The organism is Nonomuraea rubra, assembly GCF_014207985.1.
Classification (GTDB): Bacteria; Actinomycetota; Actinomycetes; order Streptosporangiales; family Streptosporangiaceae; genus Nonomuraea; species Nonomuraea rubra.
Genome location: NZ_JACHMI010000001.1, coordinates 3,820,277 through 3,837,725, shown reverse-complemented (window position 1 = coordinate 3,837,725; position 17,449 = coordinate 3,820,277). Strand labels below are relative to the sequence as shown.

Below are 17,449 nucleotides of genomic sequence, written 5' to 3'. Positions count from 1 at the left end.
ATAACGAACTCACATCAGGTTCGGGCGATTCGGCGCGAGAAGCGTAACGCCGCGTTCCGAAGGCCCGGAGCCGAACGCGGAAAATGTAGGGCGAATGTAGGGCCGCCCAGCGTCCCCGGCCCCGTCGTCCCCGGCCCCGTCGTCCCCGGCCCCGTCGTCACCGGCCCTGCCGCCCCTCCTGCCCCGTCGTCCCCCGGCCTCGCGGCCAGGGGAGGACTTGCGATCAGGGGGAGGACTCGTGATCAGGAGGGCGCGCTCACGGGTTCAGGTCGGTGGCGGAGCGTTCGGCGAAGACGCGCATGACCTTGGTGGTGATCGGGCCGGGGGCGACCGGGAGCTCGGTGTCGTCGACCAGCTTGATCGGCTGCACGTCGCGCGTGGTGGAGGTGAGGAACGCCTCCTCGGCCTCGTACAGCGCCGACAGCGGCACGTCGGCCTCCTCGCCGCCGCACCACTCCAGCACCAGCGCCCTGGTGACGCCGGCCAGGCAGCCGGACCCGAGGGTGGGAGTGAGCAGGCGGCCGTCGCGGACGACGAAGATGTTGGAGCCGGTGCCCTCGCACAGGTTGCCGGCGAGGTTGCCGAAGATGGCCTCGCCGCCGCCGCGCCTCTTCGCGTGCAGCAGGGCCTTGGCGTTGTCGCCGTACGAGGTGCTCTTGACGCCCGACAGCGCGCCGCGCTCGTTGCGCGGCCACGGCACGACGGCGACGTTCGCCGTGGCGGGGAACGGCTTCTGCTCGTCCACGATGACGACGGAGGTGGTGCCCTGGTCGCCGCGGTCGGAGCCGAGGGGGCCGGGGCCGCTGGTGTAGGTGACGCGGATGCGGCCGAGCGCCCAGGCGGGCGCGACCTCCAGGAGCTTGGCGATGCCGTCGGCGATGGCGTCGACGTCGGGGTCGGGCAGGTCCATGCGCTGGGCGGAGAGCGTGAGCCGGTCGAGGTGCCGGGTGAGCGCGAACGACTCGCCGTTCACGATCTTGATGGTCTCGAAGACGCCGTCGCCGACCATCAGCCCGTGGTCGAACACCGACACGGTGGCCTGAGCGGGGTCGATCAGCTCCCCGTTGACCCAGACAGGGATGTTCATTCAGTTTCCTCCTGTGGATGCCAGTCTGATGAGCCTGGCTGCTTTGAGCTCGGTTTCGAGCCATTCGCGCCGGGGGTCGCTGCCCCAGGTGATGCCCGCTCCCGTGCCGAACCGGATCTCGCTGCCGGAGATCCAGAATGTTCTGATGCCTACGGCCAGCGCCGCCCTGCCTCGGTCGGCGTCGACCCAGCCCACCGCCCCACAGTACGGGCCGCGGGGTGCTGGTTCGAGCTCATTGATGATGCGCAGAGCCGACGATTTCGGCGCGCCCGTGACAGATCCGGGCGGGAAAGTCGCCGCGAACAGCTCCGGCCAGCCCGCGCCCGGCGCGAGCCTGGCGCGGACGGTGGAGACGAGGTGGACGAGCCCGGGATGCTCCTCGACCGCGCACAACGACGGCACCTCGACCGATCCGACGGCCGCGACCCTGCCGAGGTCGTTCCGGACGAGGTCGACGATCATGACGTTCTCGGCGTAGTCCTTGTCGAGGAGGTCGGCCGCGGTCGCGCCGGTGCCCTTGATCGGCCTGGACTCGACGACGTCCCCGTCGCGTGACAGGTAGAGCTCGGGCGAGGCCGACACCACGCTCAGGCCGGGGACGTCGATGACGGCCGCGTACGGGGCGGGGTTGCCGGCCGCCAGCCTGGACGCCAGGGCGAGCGGGTCGGCGTCCCGCGGCACGGGCGCGGTCAAGATGCGGCAAAGGTTCGCCTGGTAGACCTCGCCCTGCTCGATGTAGTCGCGGATGGCCCGCACGCCGCGCTCGTACGCGGCCTGGTCGAGGGAGCTGACCCACTGGCCGGGGCGCGGCCCGTGCCAGGGGGCGGCGGGCGCGGGCAGGGGCGACCTGCGCACCCGGTCGAACCGGGCGCACGTCACCTTGCCCTCGTAGTCGACCACGACAGCCCACCAGCCCTCCCCGTCGAGTGCGGCGAGGTCTGAGGTCACGTCGCGCAACCCGCTGGCGAGAAAACCGCCTAAGTGGGCGAAACCGTCGTACACACCTCCCATTCTCCCAGCATCTCGACCAGCTCCAACGCGGCGGGCAGTGGCGACTCGGGGAGGGCCGCGTAGACCTTGCGTGCGGGTGTCGTACCCCTGAGCGGTTTGAGCACCAGATCCGCCGGTACGGCCCGCGCCGCCAGCTCCGGCACCAGCGTCACCCCGAGCCCCGCGGCGACGAACCCGAACTTGCCCGACCATTCCGCCACCCGCGGCCCGCCGCGCGGCGTGAACCCGGCCGCCGCGCACGCCGTCACCAGCAGCGTCGGCTGGCCGCGCGGCGCCGCCTCGATCCACGGCTCCCCCGCCAGGTCGCGCAGGTCCACGTCCGCCTCACCGGCCAGCCGGTGCCCGGCGGGCAACGCCACCAGCAGCCGATCCTCCCTCAGCGCCACGATGTGCCCACCGCCCACGTGCCCGCCATCCGCACGCCCACCGTCCGTTCGTCCGGCGTCCGTTCGTCCGGCGTCCGTGTGCATGCCGTCCGTACGCGGCCCGCTGGGAAGGGCCGCCTCGGCGGGGAGGCCGGCCGGGTAGTCGCTGATCACGGCCACGTCGAGCGCTCCGGCGTGCAGCAGCTCCATCAGCCTGGTGCTGAGCCCCTCGGTCAGCCGCAGCTCGATGCCGGGACGCCGGTCCAGGAAGCGCCTGAGCGTGCCCGGCAGCAGATCGATGTTGGCCGTGGCGAACGAGCCCACCCTCAGGACGCCCCCGCGCCCCCGGTGGATGGCGGCCAGTTCCTCGCCCGCGCGTTCGAGCCGGTCGAGCACGGCGACGGCGTGCCGGTGCAGGGCCGTACCCGCGGGGGTCAGGCGCACGCCGCGGGCCAGCCGTTCGAACAGCGGGCCGCCCGCGGCGCGTTCGAGCGCGGCGACGCGGCGGGAGACCGCCGACTGGGTGTATCCGAGCAGTTCGGCGGCGGCCGTGAACGAGCCGCTCCTGGCGACCTCGTCGAAGAGCCGCAGCGCTCCGGTGTCAAAGGCATTCGTGTCATGCATGGCTGCCATGCAATCTAGTCGGTGGTGGAATACCTTGCATCGGTGTTCACTGAAGCACGTGATTGCATTTCTCGGACAGGGGCGCATGGGCGCCCCGATGGCCCGGCGGCTCGTGGCGGCCGGGCACAAGGTGACGACGTGGCGGCGCTCGGGCGGGGTTCCGGTGGCCACGGCGGTGGACGGTGCCGACCTGGTCATCACGATGCTGAGCGATCCGGCGGCGGTGCGCGAGGTGCTGACGGCGGCGCTGCCGGGGCTGCGGCCGGGGGCGACGGTGGTGGAGATGTCCACGATCGGCCCTGAGGCGGTGGGCGAGCTGCGCGCGCTGCTCCCGCCGGGGGTGGGGCTGGTGGACGCGCCGGTGCTGGGCAGCGTGGGGCCCGCCGCGGAGGGCACGCTGACCGTGCTGGCCGGTGGCGACGTGCGGGACTGCCGCGAGGTGTTGGCGGTGTTCGGGGCCGTGCGCGAGTGCGGGCCGCTGGGCTCCGGCGCGGCCATGAAGCTCGCCGTGATGAGCGCGCTCGTGCCGGCCCAGGTGCTGCTGGCCGAGACGTTCGCGTACGGCGAGGCGCACGGCGTGGACCGCGGCGCGCTGATCGACGTGCTGTCGGGCACCCCGCTGGGTGTGCTGGCCGATCGGTTGCGCGTGCCCTCGGAGCAGACCCGCTACTCGCTGGCCCACGCCACGAAGGACCTGGAGCTGGGGGCGTGGGACGGCGCGACGATGGCCACGGCGGCGCGGGCCAGGCTGCAGGAGGCCCGCGCGGCCGGGCTCGGCGAGCACGACCTGACCGCGATCGCCGCACACCTCGGAGGCGGCCCTCACGCCCCGGCCACCACCGCAGACCGGCCCGCGGGCGGCCCCGCGCGCCGGGCGGTGCCGCACAACCTCTCGACGATCCCCGCCACGAACGGCATGTACTCGCACGCCGTCCGCGTCGGCGACATGCTCTACGTCTCCGGGCAGGCCGCCTTCGACGAGCACGGGAACATCGTCGGAGAGGGCTCCATGGAGGCCCAGGCCGAGCACGTCTTCCAGGTCATCGCGCGCATCCTCGCCGACCAGGGCGCGAGCTTCGGCGACATCGCGTTCATCAGGACGTACCTGACCGACATGGAGGACCGGGTCGCGTACGGGCGGGTGCGCAGGAAGTACATCACCGGCACGGCCCCGGCCAGCACGACGGTCGAGGTGTCGAAGCTGTTCATGCCGGGGCTGCTGCTGGAGGTGGACCTGATCGTGGCCCTGCCGCGTTAAGGGCCGCGTCAGTCCAGCGGACCGGTGACCGACTCCACGGCCGCGACCACGCCGCCCTCGGCCACCAGGCGCACGGCGTAGTCGATCTCCGGGGCCAGGAACCGGTCCGGGCCAGGCGCGGGCACGGTCTCGCGCAGCGCGTGGAGCACGGCCGCCGTCGCGGGCGCGGGCTCCAGCGGGGCGCGCAGGTCGAGCGCGCGGGCGGCGGTGAGCACCTCGATGGCCAGCACCCTGGTGAGCCCGTCCACGGACCTGCGCAGCTTGCGGGCCGCCGACCAGCCCATGGAGACGTGGTCCTCCTGCATGGCGGAGCTGGGGATGGAGTCCACGCTGGCGGGCACGGCCAGGCGCTTCAGCTCCGAGACGATGGCCGCCTGGGTGTACTGGGCGATCATGTGGCCGGAGTCCACGCCGGGGTCGTCGGCCAGGAACGCGGGCAGGCCGTGGTTGCGTGCCACGTCCAGGAAGCGGTCGGTGCGGCGCTCCGACATCGAGGCCAGGTCGGCGGCCACGACGGCGAGGAAGTCCAGCACGTACGCCAGCGGCGCGCCGTGGAAGTTGCCGTTCGACTCGACGCGGCCGTCGGCCAGCACGGCCGGGTTGTCGATGGCGCTGGCCAGCTCCCGCCCTGCCACGGTGGCGGCGTGCGCGATCGTGTCGCGGGCGGCCCCGGCGACCTGGGGGGCGCAGCGCAGGGAGTAGGCGTCCTGGACGCGGGTGCAGGCCGCGGGGTCGCGGTGGCTGGCCATGATGCCGGAGTCGCGCAGCACCTTGGTCATGTTCGCGGCGGACAGCGCCTGGCCCGGGTGCGGCCGCAGCGCCTGCAGCTCGGGGGCGAACACGCGGTCGGTGCCCAGCAGCGCCTCCACGCTCATCGCGGCGCTCACGTCGGCGGTCCTGACCAGCCTGGTGAGGTCGTCGATGGCCAGGATCAGCATGCCGAGCATGCCGTCCGTGCCGTTGATCAGCGCCAGGCCCTCCTTGGCGGCCAGCTCGACCGGATCGATCCTGGCCTGCTTGAGCGCCTCGGCCGCCGGCTGCACGGTGCCGGAGGCGTCCCGTACGACGCCCTCGCCCATCAGGGTGAGCGCCACGTGCGCCAGCGGCGCCAGGTCGCCCGAGCAGCCGAGGCTGCCGTACTCGTGCACGATCGGGGTGATGCCGGCGCTGATCAGCGCGGCCAGGGTCTTGGCCGTGGTCGGCCTGATGCCGGTGTGGCCGGTGGCGAGCGTGCTCAGCCGCAGCAGCATGAGCGCGCGCACCACCTCGGTCTCCACCTCGGGCCCGCTGCCGGCCGCGTGCGAGCGCACCAGCGAGCGCTGGAGCTGGGTACGCAGCGCCGGGTCGATGTGCCGCGTGGCCAGCGCGCCGAACCCGGTCGAGATGCCGTACGCGGGTACGGGGCTCTCGGCCAGCTCGTTCACCCGCTGGCGGGCCGCCGCGATGGCGGCGATGGCATCGTCGGTGAGCTGTACGGGGGCTCCGTGGCGGGCCACCCTGATGACGTCGTCGAAGGCCAGCGGCTCGGGACCGACGTTCACGACTCCGTTGTCGCGCATGGTGCGTCTCTCTCGTTCAGGTAACCGGCGTAACCGATGTTAGCCCCTTACCGGAGAACAGTTCCGCCAGCCCCTCCCTGCCCTCGTCCGTGAGGAGCACCGCCCTGGGGACGCTCCCCCGCCGGTACCACCCGCGTTCGAACAGCACCTCCGTGAGCGCCGCGCCGAGCGCCCCGCCGAGGTGCGCCCGGCGCTCCGTCCAGTCGAGGCACTCGGGCGCGAAGCGCCTCCTCGACCGGCGCGCGCCCGCCACGTCCACGCCCAGCCGCGACAGCAGCCGCTCCCCCGCCTCCGTCACGTCGTGCCCGTCGTAGAAGCCGCCCTCCCTGAGCCGGTCGAGCAGCCCCACCCCGGCCCGTCCCGCCAGGTGGTCGTAGCACGTACGGGCCTCCTCCAGCATCCTGGCCTGCCGCGACTGGCGCAGCGAGCGCACCGGCGGGCGGGCGCTGATCCCGGCCAGCACCTCCAGCACCTCGGCGATCTCGTGCCCGGCCAGGCGGTAGTAGCGGTGGCGGCCCTGGCGTACGACGTCCACGAGCCGGCCGTCCAGCAGCTTGGCCAGGTGGGCGCTCGCGGTGGCCGCGCTCACCCCCGCCATCCTGGCCAGCTCCCCCGCGGCCAGCGCCCGCCCGCCGAGCAGGGCCGTCAGGATCGCGGCCCGCGTGGGGTCGGCGATCAGCGCGGCTACGGGGGCGATGTCGGCGTCCCTGGCGATGTGCTCCATGCCTTCGACGGTAGTACGCCCACCTTTCGACGTGCGTCGAAGGGTCAGCGCCTGCCCAGCGCCTTCCTGATCAGCTCGCGGGCCCGGTCCATGACCACCAGGGGCGGGCCCATGACCAGGTTCCTGGCCGCGGACTCCGTGCCCGGATGCGGGCGGATCGGCGCGAGCGACTCGGCCGCGCGCACCGCCGCCGCCATCGCCCGCCGCTCCACGGTGGAGGTACGCGCCCGCAGCCTGGCGAACTCGTAGCGTTCCTCGCTGCGGGCGTGCGCGGACACGGCGGTACGCAGCGCGGCCAGGCCGTCCCAGAACTGCGGGTGGTCCACGCCGCTCTTGTGCAGGTCGAGCAGGAGGCGTTTGGCCCTGTTCTCCTCGGTCAGCCGGTCGGCCACCACGCCGTGGCCGTTGTCGAGCTTCCTGCGCGCGTACGGATGGACGATCTCCTCCTCGGCCGTCTCGTGCACGGACAACATGCGCGTCAGCCGGTCGAACGCGTCGCCCACCTTGTCCGGCGGCGCCTGCTCCACTTCGTCGAACAGATCCCTGATCCGGCCGTGCTGGGCCACCAGGAGGTCGATGACATCTTGTTCAGCCACGTCAGCGCCCGTACCCGGCCCGGCACCCGGCACGCCCCGCCTTACCGAACGCGGGCGATTCGAGGGCCGAACGCGGAGGTTGCCGGGGTGGGCCGCGGGTACGCGCAGCGACATGGCCTTCGACCCACTCCAGCAGCGGGGCATCCCGCTGGACGAGCAGCTGCGCGACTGGCGGGAGCTGAACGTCACGCCGATCGATCCGGACCACGCCGATCCGTACACGCGCTGCCGGATCATCACCATGAACGGGATCGAGGTGGAGGCCATCCTGTTCAGCCACCAGCTCGCCCGCCACTGCCCCGACCTGGAGATCAAGCAGCAGCTCGCCAGGGTGCGCTACATCGAGGCGCAGCAGCAGAAGACGGTCAACTGGCTGCTGCCGGGATCGTCGTCGGTGCTGGAGACGACGATCGCGTACGAGCAGGTGGCGGTGGACCTGACCGCCTGGGTCGCGCGGATGGAGCCGGACCCGTACCTCAAGCAGGCCTACCAGTTCGGCGTGCTGGAGGACTTCGACCACCTCTACCGGTACGCCAACCTGTACGAGATGATCGAGCACCGCAAGGCCGAGAAGATCGTCGACGACCTGACCGAGATCATGCCGGGCCGCCCCACGTACCTGCACCACCGCGATCCGTTCGACAACGTGCGCCAGCCCTACGACCGCAGCGTCACCGAGCCGCTGTCCCGGCTGCACGCCCTGACGATCATGTCGGCCGAGCAGCAGACGATGAACTTCTACATGAACGTCGGGCCGATGTACATGGAGCCGATCGCCCGGCAGCTCTACCAGGAGATCGGGATGGTCGAGGAGGAGCACGTCACCCACTACGAGTCGCTCGTGAACCCCGGCGAGAGCCTGTGGGAGCAGCTCCTCAACCACGAGTACAACGAGTGCTACCTGTACTACTCGTTCATGGAGACCGAGTCCGACCCCAAGGTGAAGAACATCTGGGAGTTGCACCTGAACATGGAGCTGGAGCATCTGCGGCTGGCGGCCGAGCTGTTCAAGCGGTTCGACGGGCGCGATCCGGACCAGGTGCTCGCTCCCGCGCTGCCGCCGCCCGTGACGTTCGAGCCGAACAAGGGCTACATCCGCGAGCTGCTCGCCACCCAGATCGACTGCACCACGCTCGGCACCGGGTACGTACGGGAGGCACATGAGCGCTTCACCCGGATGCAGGAGGCCGTGATGGGCGGCGAGAAGCCGGCGTCGGAGCGCGTCATCGACGACAACCGGGCGATCTCCGGCCGCGAGTACCGCCTGGAGACGGAGGGCCCGCATCCAGCGGGCCTGCAACTCAGCCGCTGACCCTCGCGGGGCCCGCGCCCCAGCCGCCGGCCTTCGCGGGGCCCGCGTCCCAGCCGCTGACCCACGTGGGCCCGCGACCCAGGCGCTGGCCGCCGCGCGGACCTGCGGCACGGCCATCGTCCGTCGCCGGGCTAGAGTCTCGCCCCATGACAACTGTCGCGCTCGTCACCGGCGCATCGCGGGGCCTCGGGGCCGCCATCGCCCGCAGGCTGGCCGCCGACGGCCTGGCCGTGGCCGTCAACTACCGCTCCGACCGGGCCGGAGCCGAGCAGGTGGCCGGCTCCATCCGTACGGCGGGCGGCGTCGCCGAGGCGTTCGCCGCCGACATCACGGACGAGACCGCCGTCGAGGGCCTGATCGCCGCCGTCACCGGCCGCCTCGGCCCGGTCGGGGTGCTGGTGGCCAACGCGACAGGCCCGCAGCCGGCCGCCGGGGTCGAGGACCTCACCTGGCAGGCGCACCTCGACCAGCTCACGTTCTTCGTCAAGAGCCCGACCCTGCTCGTCCAGGCGGTCCTGCCCGGCATGCGGGAACGGGGCGGCGGCCGCGTCATCCAGATCGGCTCCGATGTCGTGGACCGCAAACTGCCCGGCACCTCCGCCTACACCGCCGCCAAGGCCGCCCAGCACGCCCTGACCGACGTCTGGGCCAGGGAGCTGGGCCCGTACGGCATCACGGTGAACGTGGTCGCGCCCGGCTGGATCCCGGTGGAGCGGCACGAGGGCCTGGACGAGAGCGCGTACCGGGAGGAGGTGCCGCTGGGGCGGATGGGCATGCCGGAGGACGTGGCGGCGGCGGTGTCGTACCTGGCCTCGGAGGGCGGCGCGTTCGTCACCGGCCAGCGCGTCACCGTCAACGGCGGGCACACGTGACCTGGGCGGGCCTATTCCAGTTTGGGGACTGGGCCGAGATTCGCTAGAGTTCTCTCGTCGCCCCGGAGTGCAACTCACGGGGTGGATGCGGAAGTGGCTCAGTGGTAGAGCATCACCTTGCCAAGGTGAGGGTCGCGGGTTCGAATCCCGTCTTCCGCTCGGAGCTTCCGGCTCGGTGGCGTGGCCGAGAGGCGAGGCAGCGGCCTGCAAAGCCGTCCACACGGGTTCAAATCCCGTCGCCACCTCGCGAGGACGATTAGCTCAGCGGGAGAGCGCTTCCCTGACACGGAAGAGGTCACTGGTTCAATCCCAGTATCGTCCACCACACTCCAAGGCCCTGGCTGATCAGCCGGGGCCTTCTGTGTTCCGCGCGAGGCACACCGCGCACGTCGCATCGCGCACCGCACAGCGCGCAAGCCGACCGCGCGCAGGTCGCACCGCACAGCGCGCACCCGCACCGCGCGAGGAGCCACATCGCGCAAGCCGGACCCGCACGAGGCCGATGTCGCTGGTGGTGGCGGAGTTGCCGTAGCGAGGTGGTGGGGCGGCTTGCTCGGGTGGGCGGGATGGCCAGGTGGTCAGTTCCGGGTCACTGTGGTGCGGGTGCCGGGTCGTGGCGGGCACATGACAGGGCGTGGTGAAGACGACCCGGACCTTTCTGCTCGCCGCCGCCGCCTCCGCGCTGGGCCTGGCCGTGCTGGGCGCGCTGCCGCCGGTCGGCGGGTTCCTGCTGGAGCGGGCCGTCGGGGCGGCGCTGGTGTTCCCCGGGGTGGGGCAGGGGCACGCCGTGGGGACGGGTGCGACGCTCGTGATCTTCACCGTGCTGCTCACCGGCGGGGCGTACCTGGCGTACAGGTGGTCCGGGTCCGGCGAGTCGCGGGTCGGGCTGCTCGTGTGCTGGGGGTTGGTCGGCGGGCCCGCCGGGGTGCTGGCCGTGCTGGTGTGGGCGCGGGGGCATCGGTTGCCGTTCGGCCCGTACGTCGGGGGCGCCGCCTCCTGGGGGATGGCGGTCGCGTTGGCGGCAGCGGCCCTGGCGCTGGCGGCGACGCGGGTGCTGCCCGCGGCGGGGCGGGAGCGGAGCCGGGCGTTCAGGCCTCGCGCGTGGGTGCTGCCGTGCCTGGCGGCCGGGTGGTCGGTGGTGTGGAGTGTGCTGTTGCGCGAGCGGTTGCCGTTGCTGGGCTGGCTGCCGCTGTCGTTCAGCTACTTCGAGCAGGTGGCGGTGGTGCTGGCGACGGTCGCGGCGGCGTCGCTGGAGGACGGGCTGCGGCGGCGGCTGCCCGTGGACGGGCGGCCCGGCAGGGCGTTCGTGCTGGCGTGGATCGCGCTGTCCGTGGCGCCGGTCGTGTACGCGGCCGTCGTGGCCATCGATCGCGGCATGCGGGAGCTGCTGCTGGCCGAGCCGCTGGGCACGGCGTGGATGGCGGAGTACGCCACCGACCTGACGGCGGCGCTGGTGGCGGTGCCCGCGCAGACGGCCCTGCCGCCGCTGGCGCTGGCGGTGGCGGCCGTCGGGGTGCAGTGGGCGCTTCCCGCCGCGGGGAAACCGGCCGGCCCGGTCGACGCGGTGCGGACGGACCGGCGGTGGAGCCTGGTGGTGGCCGGGGCGGCTGTCGCGCTGACGTACTTCTGCCTGGCCGTGACCTCGCGCTTCCCGCTGCTGACGCGGCGCACGTTCGACGCCGAGACGCCCGTGACGGTGCGGGCGGTGGCGCTGCTCGCCCCGCCGGATCCGGCGCTGGGCCGGGTCGCGGTGGTGTGGTTATGGGCGATTCCCGCGGTGTTCGCGGTGGCGGCGGCGGTGCTCGTGTACGTCGCGGTACGCGGGCAGCTCGCCGGGGTCTTTCCCGTGTCGTCCTTTCCTGTGCTGGTGGCCGCGCTCGCGCTGGCCGCAGCGCTGGCGTGGAACCTCGGCAGCCTGATCGGCCTCGCGGTGACCGGGGGGCGGCCCGCCGGCATCTGGCCCGCGGCGGAGGCGGCGGAGTTCACGGTGATCGCGGCGCCGGTGTTCGGGGCGGTGTTGTTCATCGTGCACTCTCAGGTGGGGGTGGCGCGGTTCGCGCGGGCGGTGGAGCTGGAGGGCGAGCAGACGTGGGGGAAGCTGGGCGAGCGGTATCGGGCGTGGCGGGAGGGGGTGCGCGAGCAGGTGACGGGGAGGAGGGAGCGCGCGCTGATCGCGGCCAGGGCGGCCGGGGGCGCGCTGGTCCCTGCCGTGGTCGCCGGCGCGGCTCAGGGATTCGGCTGGGGTCATGGGGTCGTGGCCCTTCCGGTGTTGTCGGCCGGGGTGCCGGCGGTGGACGCGCTGACCGGGCTGGCCTATCTCGTGCTGCTCGCGGCGCTCGTCTACACGGGGCTGGCGCGGGTGAACGTGCGGGAGCGCCGCTGGGCGGTGTGGCTGATGGTGTGGGGCATGTCCGTGCTCGCCGGCGGGGCGGCCGGGCTCGGCACGCCGGCGGGGCTGCAGCTCGGGCTGCTGGCCGGGCCGTTCGCGGTGGCGGGGGTGGCGGTCACGGTGCGGCGGAAGGTGCTGCTGGCGGGAGGCGTGGTGCTGGCCCTGGTGGCGGCGGCGCCGCTGGTGCTCGCGGGCAGGGAACGGGAGCCGCTGGCGGTCGGCACGGCCTGGTGGCGGGAGCGGCTGCCCGGGCTCACCGCCGACCTCTCCTACCCGCGGGCCGCGGGCGCCGCGGACGCGGCCCGGGTCAACGCGGCGCTGGCCGCGCCGGTGCGGGCGTACGTGGACGAGGCGCTGCGGCGGCACCGCCTGGCCCCCGCCCCGGCGACCGCTCTCACCGGACCGCAGAACCCAGAAGCCCCGCCGAACCCGCGGAACGGGCCGCTGAATTCAGCAGCCCCGCCGCACCCACCAAACGGGCCGCTGAACCCAGAAGCCTCGCCGCACCCACGAGACTGGCCGCCGAACCGGGGTGCCGCGCTCACCGCCCCGCTGGACCGCGGGGTCGCGCTGACCGGTTCGTACGTCCTCGTCCGCAACGACACCCGGATCGTCTCCGTACGGTACGCGCTGACCGGCGAGCTCGGCCGCACCGTCACCTACGACCGGCGCGAGGCCCGGGCGCTGACCGTACGGGACGTCTTCACCCCGGCCGCGTTCACCCCGGCGGGACGGCGCCTGCTGGCCGAGGCGGTGCGGCCGCTCGCCCCCAAGGGCCACGACCCCAGGACCGTGAGCGTGGACAGCGACCGCCTGCTGGTCAATCTCGCCCCGGGCGCGGTGGAGCTCACGTTCGGCCGCGACTACTTCTGCGCCCCCTGCGCCCCGTTCACGGCACGGGTGCCGGACGGGCGGCTGGGCGGCCTGGTCATCCGGCGTTCTTAGCGCGACGATCAGCTCATGGACACTCAGGAGATCGCCGACCGGTTGGAGATCACCGGCCTGCTGGCGCGGTACACCTACGCCATCGACTCGGGGCAGTGGGGCCTGCTCGACGAGGTGTTCTGCCAGGACGCGGTGATCGACTACAGCTCCTCCGGCGGCATCACGGGCACCAGGGACGAGGTCAAGGCGTGGCTGGCCGAGGTGCTGGTGCACTGGCCGGCGAGGCTGCATCTGATCGGTGCCGCGCGGATCGAGCTCCACGGCGGCGAGGCCCGGGTGAGCGCGCCGTTCACCGACACCCTCGCGCCGACGCGGGAGATGGTGGCCGCGCGGACCGAGGGTTTCCTGCACGGCGGGGGTTACTACCATCACCGCCTGCGCCGTACACCCGACGGGTGGCGGAGCGTGGAGCTGGTGGAGGAGCAGACCTGGCGCACTGTGTGCTAAAAGACGCAAATCCCCCCACGCATATTCAGTTCCGAAAATTTCCGGGTTGAGGTGGAATTGAAGCGGAGGACGGTCGGGAGCCGTCCCCATGGTTGTTCACCCGAGAGTTCATCGGCCGGGTAGGCGGAGCGGTGGGAGGCCCGCCACCCCATGGGTGCGCCAGGTAATCCGGCTTGCCACGGGGGTAAGGCCAGTGATCGGAACACTGGAGTGGACTCTCCTCGACGGAGAGCACGCGCTGCTCGTCAAGGGGGACATGCGGCGGGCGCGCGAACGGTTCGGCCACGCCTACGCGCAGGCGGAGCAGCGAGGCGAGGCGGACGCGCTCGCCAGGGCCGCGCTCGGCCTGGGCGGGATGTGGGTGCACGAGCACCGCACGGCCGCCGCGGCGGCGACGGTACGCGTGCGCCAGCGGGACGCGCTGGCCCGGCTCGACGCCGGCTCGCCGCTGGCCCTGCGGCTGCGGATCAGGCTGGCGGCCGAGGACGACTACCGTACGGGCGGCCAGGACGCGATCATGGCGCTGGTGTCCGAGGCCAGGGCCGCGGGCGACCCGGTGACGCTGGCCGAGGCGCTGAGCCTGGCGCACCACTGCGTGCTCGGCCCGGACGACGGGCCGCGGCGGATGGAGCTGGCCAGGGAGCTGGTCGGGGTGGCCTCGCGTACGGGCCGCCGCTCGGACCTGCTCATCGGCCTGCTGTGGCGTGCGGTGGACCTGCTCATGGAGGCGGACCCGCACGCCGAGCGGGCCCTGGGCGAGCTGCGGAGCACGCTGGACGGCGAGGGGCAGCAGGCGATCGAGTCCGTGGCCGGCGCCATCGAGGTGATGCTGAGCACCCGCGGCGGCCGGTTCGCGCACGCCGAGGAGCGGGCCGCCGCCGGTTACGAGCGGGGCCTGGCGGCCGGCGACCCGGAAGCGCCCGGCCGGTACGTCCGCCAGCTCGCCGCCCTCCGCTGGTACCAGGGCCGCATCGGCGAGTTCGTCCCCCTGCTGACCGACCTGCTGAACTCGCCCGTGCTGCCCGCCATGGACGACTCCCCGTACGCGGGCCTGGCGGTGGCCGCCGCGGTCGCCGGGGACCGGAGGCTGGCCGAGTGCATGCTGGCCAGGCTGCGCCGTGGCGTCCTGGCCGACGGGCCGCGCACGAGCACCTGGCTGGTGTCGATGTACGCGGTCGTGGAGGCGGCCGACCTGCTGGGCGACGCCGAGCTGGCCGGCAGGGCGGCGGCGCTGCTGGCCCCGTACGGGGCGCTACCCGTCATGACCAGCCCGGGCATCGTCTGCTTGGGCTCCGTCCGGCACAGCCTGGGCGTGGCCGCGATCACCACCGGCGACCCCGGCCTGGCGGTCGCGCACCTGCGCAGGGCCGTTCACGAGAATCTGGCGCTGGGCCACTGGCCCGCGGTCGCGCTGTCACGCTCGCGGCTGGGCCAGGCGCTGGCGCTGCGCGACGGGCCCAGGGACGAGGGGGCGCGCAGGCAGCTCGCGCTGGCCGCGCAGGAGGCGGAGACGCTCGGCATGCACGTGCCCGCTCACGTGGCCGAGCGGGTCACCTGCCGCCGGGCGGGCCCGCGGTGGCGGGTGGAGCTGGGCGCGCGGACCGCGTTCGTGGACCACTGCGTGGGCATGCTGCACCTGGCGGCGCTGCTGGCCAGCCCGGGCAGGGAGATCCCGGCCGCGGACCTGGCCGCGGGATCGCCGGACCCCGTGCCCGCGCCGGCACCGGTGCGGCGGGTGCTGGACGGGCCGGCGGGGATGGCGTACCGGAACCGGCTCGCGCAGCTCGACACCGAGATCGCGGAGCTGGAGGCCGCTCACCAGCCCCGGCGGGCGCAGGAACGGCGGGCCGAGCGTGACTGGCTGCTGGCGGAGCTGGCCTCGGCGACCGGGCTGACCTCGGCGACCGGGCTGGCCTCGGCGACCGGGCTGGCCTCGGCGACCGGGCTGGCCCCGGCGACCGGGGCCGGCGGCCGCCCGCGTACGTCCGGCGGCAGCGAGGAGCGGGCCCGGACGGCGGTCGGCAAGGCCATCAGGCGGGCCGTGGATCGGGTCGCGATAGCCGATCCCGTCATCGGCGGAGAGCTGCGCGCGACCGTGCGGACCGGGCTGCGCTGCTCTTACGACCCGGACTGACCTGCGCGAATACCCACGGCTACAGACATATCGCGTTTGTGGGCAGCCGCCTTGCGGGAAACGCCAGTGCGGGCAGCGTCCCCCTGCCCTTCCCGGTCGGAAAGGCTGTGCGGTAATGGCGTTCGCATGGGCTCTTCTCGGTCATGACATTGCCGTCGATCTCGGTACGGCGAACACCCTCGTCTACGTTCGCAGGAAGGGCATCGTGCTGAACGAGCCCTCCGTCATAGCGATCAACCTGCACAAGAACACCGTGGTGGCCGTCGGCAAGGCGGCCAAGCGGATGGTCGGCCGCACTCCCCCGCACATCGCCACGATCAGGCCGCTGAAGGACGGCGTGATCGCGGACCTGGACGCGGCGGAGCGCATGTTGCGGCTGTTCATCCAGAAGGCGCACCCGAGCCGGTTCCTGGCCAAGCCGCGCATCGTCGTGGCGGTCCCGAGCGGCACCACCTCGATCGAGCAGCGGGCGGTCAAGGAGGCCGCGTACGAGGCGGGCGCCCGGCGGGTGCACATCATCGAGGAGCCCATGGCCGCCGCGATCGGCGCGGGGCTGAAGGTTGGCGAGGCCACCGGCAACATGGTCGTCGACATCGGCGGCGGCACCACGGAGGTCGCCATCGTCTCGATGAGCGGCGTCGTGGTGGCCAAGTCGGTCCGGGTCGGCGGCGACGAGCTGGACGAGGCCATCGTCACGCACATCAAGAAGGAGCACGCGCTGCTGCTCGGCGAGCGCACCGCCGAGCGACTGAAGATCGACCTCGGCATGGTCAGGGCCGCCGTCCCCGAGGCCGACCCCGTGGGACGGCACCGCGCCGGCCTCACCGTGCCCGCGCAGGACGGCCTGCTCGGCCCGGACGGCGACGAGCCCGCCGAGCCGGCACCGGCGCCGCGCGGCTGGAACCCGTTCCGGTCCAGGCCGAAGCCGGAGAGCCCGGCTCCGGCCGCCGCGCCGCGCAGCCTCGATCCGAAGACCTCCGCCCCCGTACGCGGGCGCGACCTCGTCAGCGGCCTGCCCAAGACCGCCACGATCAGCGCCGAGCAGATCAGCGAGGCCATCGAGGACCAGGTGCAGGCCATCATCGACGCGGTGCAGACGACGCTCGACCAGTGCCCGGCCGAGCTGGCGGGCGACCTGCTGGACAACGGCATCGTGCTCACCGGCGGCGGCGCCCTGTTACGGGGGCTGCCCGAGCGGATGGGCGAGGCCACCGGCATGCCGATCCGGCTGGTGGACAAGCCGCTGTACTCGGTGGCACTGGGCGCGGGCCGCTGCGTGGAGCGCTTCCAGGCCATGCGCGACGTGCTGCTGCCCGATTGGTCACGGCGGTGAGGCGGGCGCTCGTCCTGCTCGTGCTGGCCGCCTCCGTCCTCCTCGTGGTGATCGACCGTGCGGTGACGCCGCTGGCCCCCGTACGGGAGGCGGGCGCGAGCGTGTACGGCGCGGTGCAGAGCGCGGTGGGCACGGCGGCCAGGGCGTTCGGGGGCGAGGAGCGGCTGCGGGAGCTGGAGCGGGAGAACGCCGCCCTGCGGGCCCGGCTGCTGTCGTCCGGCACGCGGTCGGTGGCGCGGCTCGGCGTGCCGGCCGGGCACCAGGGGGTGGCGGCGCACGTGGTCGGGCTCGGCCGGGGTCAGAGCGTCACCATCGACGCCGGGGCCTCGTCGGGCGTCGACCGGGACGTGACCGTGCTGAACGCCGACGGGCTGGTGGGCAAGGTCGCCTGGGCGGGGGCCTCGACGGCCTCGGTGTCGCTGATCACCGACGCGGGCTCGTCGATCGGGGCGCGCATGGCGGGCTCGGGCGAGCTGGGCGTGGTGACGGGGGTGCCGGGTGAGGGGCTGCGGCTGAGCCTGTTCGATCCGAACGCGCCGCTGGCGGTGGGCGATCAGGTGGTGACGCTGGGGTCGGCGGGCGGGCGGCCGTACGTGGCCGGGGTGCCCATCGGGACGGTCGCCGCGCTGGAGAGCGCGCCGGGGGCGGCCACCCGGACGGCGCTGGTGCGGCCCGCCGCCCGGCTGTCCGCGCTCGCGCTCGTCGCGGTGATCGTGCCGCGACCAGAGCGGTGAGCGCCTTGGCACGGGGAGCCGTGAACGCCTTGGCGCGGGGAGCGGTGAGCGGCTGGGAG

At 73.5% G+C, this 17,449-nt stretch carries 14 protein-coding genes and 3 tRNA genes; 11 read left to right on the top strand and 6 right to left on the bottom strand.

The features are described from left to right. Nucleotides 1-256: 256 nt before the first annotated feature. From HD593_RS17565 to HD593_RS17555, 3 genes are read right to left on the bottom strand one after another with little or no spacing between them, the layout of a single operon-like run. Nucleotides 257-1,087, bottom strand: coding sequence for an aminotransferase class IV (locus tag HD593_RS17565; RefSeq protein WP_185103174.1), 831 nt, complete (start codon nucleotides 1,085-1,087; stop codon nucleotides 257-259). Beyond that, a complete protein-coding gene (locus HD593_RS17560) occupies nucleotides 1,088-2,035 on the bottom strand; it encodes a chorismate-binding protein (protein ID WP_312903520.1) in 948 nt (315 codons plus the stop codon). It abuts the gene before it with no gap. Nucleotides 2,036-2,064: 29 nt separating this feature from the next. Beyond that, a complete protein-coding gene (locus tag HD593_RS17555) occupies nucleotides 2,065-3,087 on the bottom strand; it encodes a LysR family transcriptional regulator (RefSeq protein ID WP_312903519.1) in 1,023 nt (340 codons plus the stop codon). 58 nt (nucleotides 3,088-3,145) lie between these two features. Here HD593_RS17555 and HD593_RS17550 point away from each other — a divergent pair, with 58 nt between their 5' ends. After that, nucleotides 3,146-4,345 carry a Rid family hydrolase gene (locus HD593_RS17550; protein ID WP_312903518.1) on the top strand — a complete coding sequence of 400 codons (1,200 nt, stop codon included), beginning with the start codon at nucleotides 3,146-3,148 and terminating at the stop codon, nucleotides 4,343-4,345. Between the two features lie 8 nt (nucleotides 4,346-4,353). Here the strand turns inward: HD593_RS17550 and hutH are convergent, their stop codons facing one another. From hutH to HD593_RS17535, 3 genes are read right to left on the bottom strand one after another with little or no spacing between them, the layout of a single operon-like run. Further along, complete coding sequence (gene hutH, locus HD593_RS17545; protein ID WP_185103170.1) at nucleotides 4,354-5,904, bottom strand: histidine ammonia-lyase; 1,551 nt, start codon at nucleotides 5,902-5,904, stop codon at nucleotides 4,354-4,356. A gap of 16 nt (nucleotides 5,905-5,920) precedes the next feature. Beyond that, the gene (locus HD593_RS17540) at nucleotides 5,921-6,628 is read right to left on the bottom strand and encodes an ArsR/SmtB family transcription factor (RefSeq protein ID WP_185103169.1); all 708 of its coding nucleotides are present in this window, start codon (nucleotides 6,626-6,628) and stop codon (nucleotides 5,921-5,923) included. A 44-nt stretch (nucleotides 6,629-6,672) separates the two neighbouring features. Beyond that, the gene (locus HD593_RS17535; protein WP_312903517.1) at nucleotides 6,673-7,224 is read right to left on the bottom strand and encodes a hemerythrin domain-containing protein; all 552 of its coding nucleotides are present in this window, start codon (nucleotides 7,222-7,224) and stop codon (nucleotides 6,673-6,675) included. A gap of 112 nt (nucleotides 7,225-7,336) precedes the next feature. Here HD593_RS17535 and HD593_RS17530 point away from each other — a divergent pair, with 112 nt between their 5' ends. The 10 genes from HD593_RS17530 (at nucleotide 7,337) to mreC (ending at nucleotide 17,390) form a co-directional block, all read left to right on the top strand. Beyond that, nucleotides 7,337-8,536 carry a ferritin-like domain-containing protein gene (locus tag HD593_RS17530; RefSeq protein ID WP_185103167.1) on the top strand — a complete coding sequence of 400 codons (1,200 nt, stop codon included), beginning with the start codon at nucleotides 7,337-7,339 and terminating at the stop codon, nucleotides 8,534-8,536. 146 nt (nucleotides 8,537-8,682) lie between these two features. Next, the gene (locus HD593_RS17525) at nucleotides 8,683-9,408 is read left to right on the top strand and encodes an SDR family NAD(P)-dependent oxidoreductase (protein WP_185103166.1); all 726 of its coding nucleotides are present in this window, start codon (nucleotides 8,683-8,685) and stop codon (nucleotides 9,406-9,408) included. A gap of 87 nt (nucleotides 9,409-9,495) precedes the next feature. Then, nucleotides 9,496-9,567, top strand: a tRNA-Gly gene (locus HD593_RS17520). A gap of 15 nt (nucleotides 9,568-9,582) precedes the next feature. Continuing rightward, nucleotides 9,583-9,653, top strand: a tRNA-Cys gene (locus HD593_RS17515). A 5-nt stretch (nucleotides 9,654-9,658) separates the two neighbouring features. Then, a tRNA-Val gene (locus tag HD593_RS17510) sits at nucleotides 9,659-9,733 on the top strand. A 312-nt stretch (nucleotides 9,734-10,045) separates the two neighbouring features. Continuing rightward, on the top strand, nucleotides 10,046-12,742 hold the full coding sequence (locus HD593_RS17505; RefSeq protein ID WP_221524807.1) for a hypothetical protein: 2,697 nt from the start codon (nucleotides 10,046-10,048) through the stop codon (nucleotides 12,740-12,742). A gap of 15 nt (nucleotides 12,743-12,757) precedes the next feature. Further along, on the top strand, nucleotides 12,758-13,189 hold the full coding sequence (locus HD593_RS17500) for a nuclear transport factor 2 family protein (RefSeq protein WP_185103164.1): 432 nt from the start codon (nucleotides 12,758-12,760) through the stop codon (nucleotides 13,187-13,189). 193 nt (nucleotides 13,190-13,382) lie between these two features. After that, complete coding sequence (locus tag HD593_RS17495; RefSeq protein ID WP_185103163.1) at nucleotides 13,383-15,323, top strand: hypothetical protein; 1,941 nt, start codon at nucleotides 13,383-13,385, stop codon at nucleotides 15,321-15,323. A gap of 115 nt (nucleotides 15,324-15,438) precedes the next feature. Continuing rightward, on the top strand, nucleotides 15,439-16,656 hold the full coding sequence (mreB, locus tag HD593_RS17490) for a rod shape-determining protein (RefSeq protein ID WP_185103162.1): 1,218 nt from the start codon (nucleotides 15,439-15,441) through the stop codon (nucleotides 16,654-16,656). Continuing rightward, the gene (gene mreC / locus HD593_RS17485) at nucleotides 16,653-17,390 is read left to right on the top strand and encodes a rod shape-determining protein MreC (protein ID WP_185103161.1); all 738 of its coding nucleotides are present in this window, start codon (nucleotides 16,653-16,655) and stop codon (nucleotides 17,388-17,390) included. Before mreB ends, mreC begins: the two co-directional genes overlap by 4 nt. The last annotated feature ends 59 nt before the right edge of the window (nucleotides 17,391-17,449 follow it).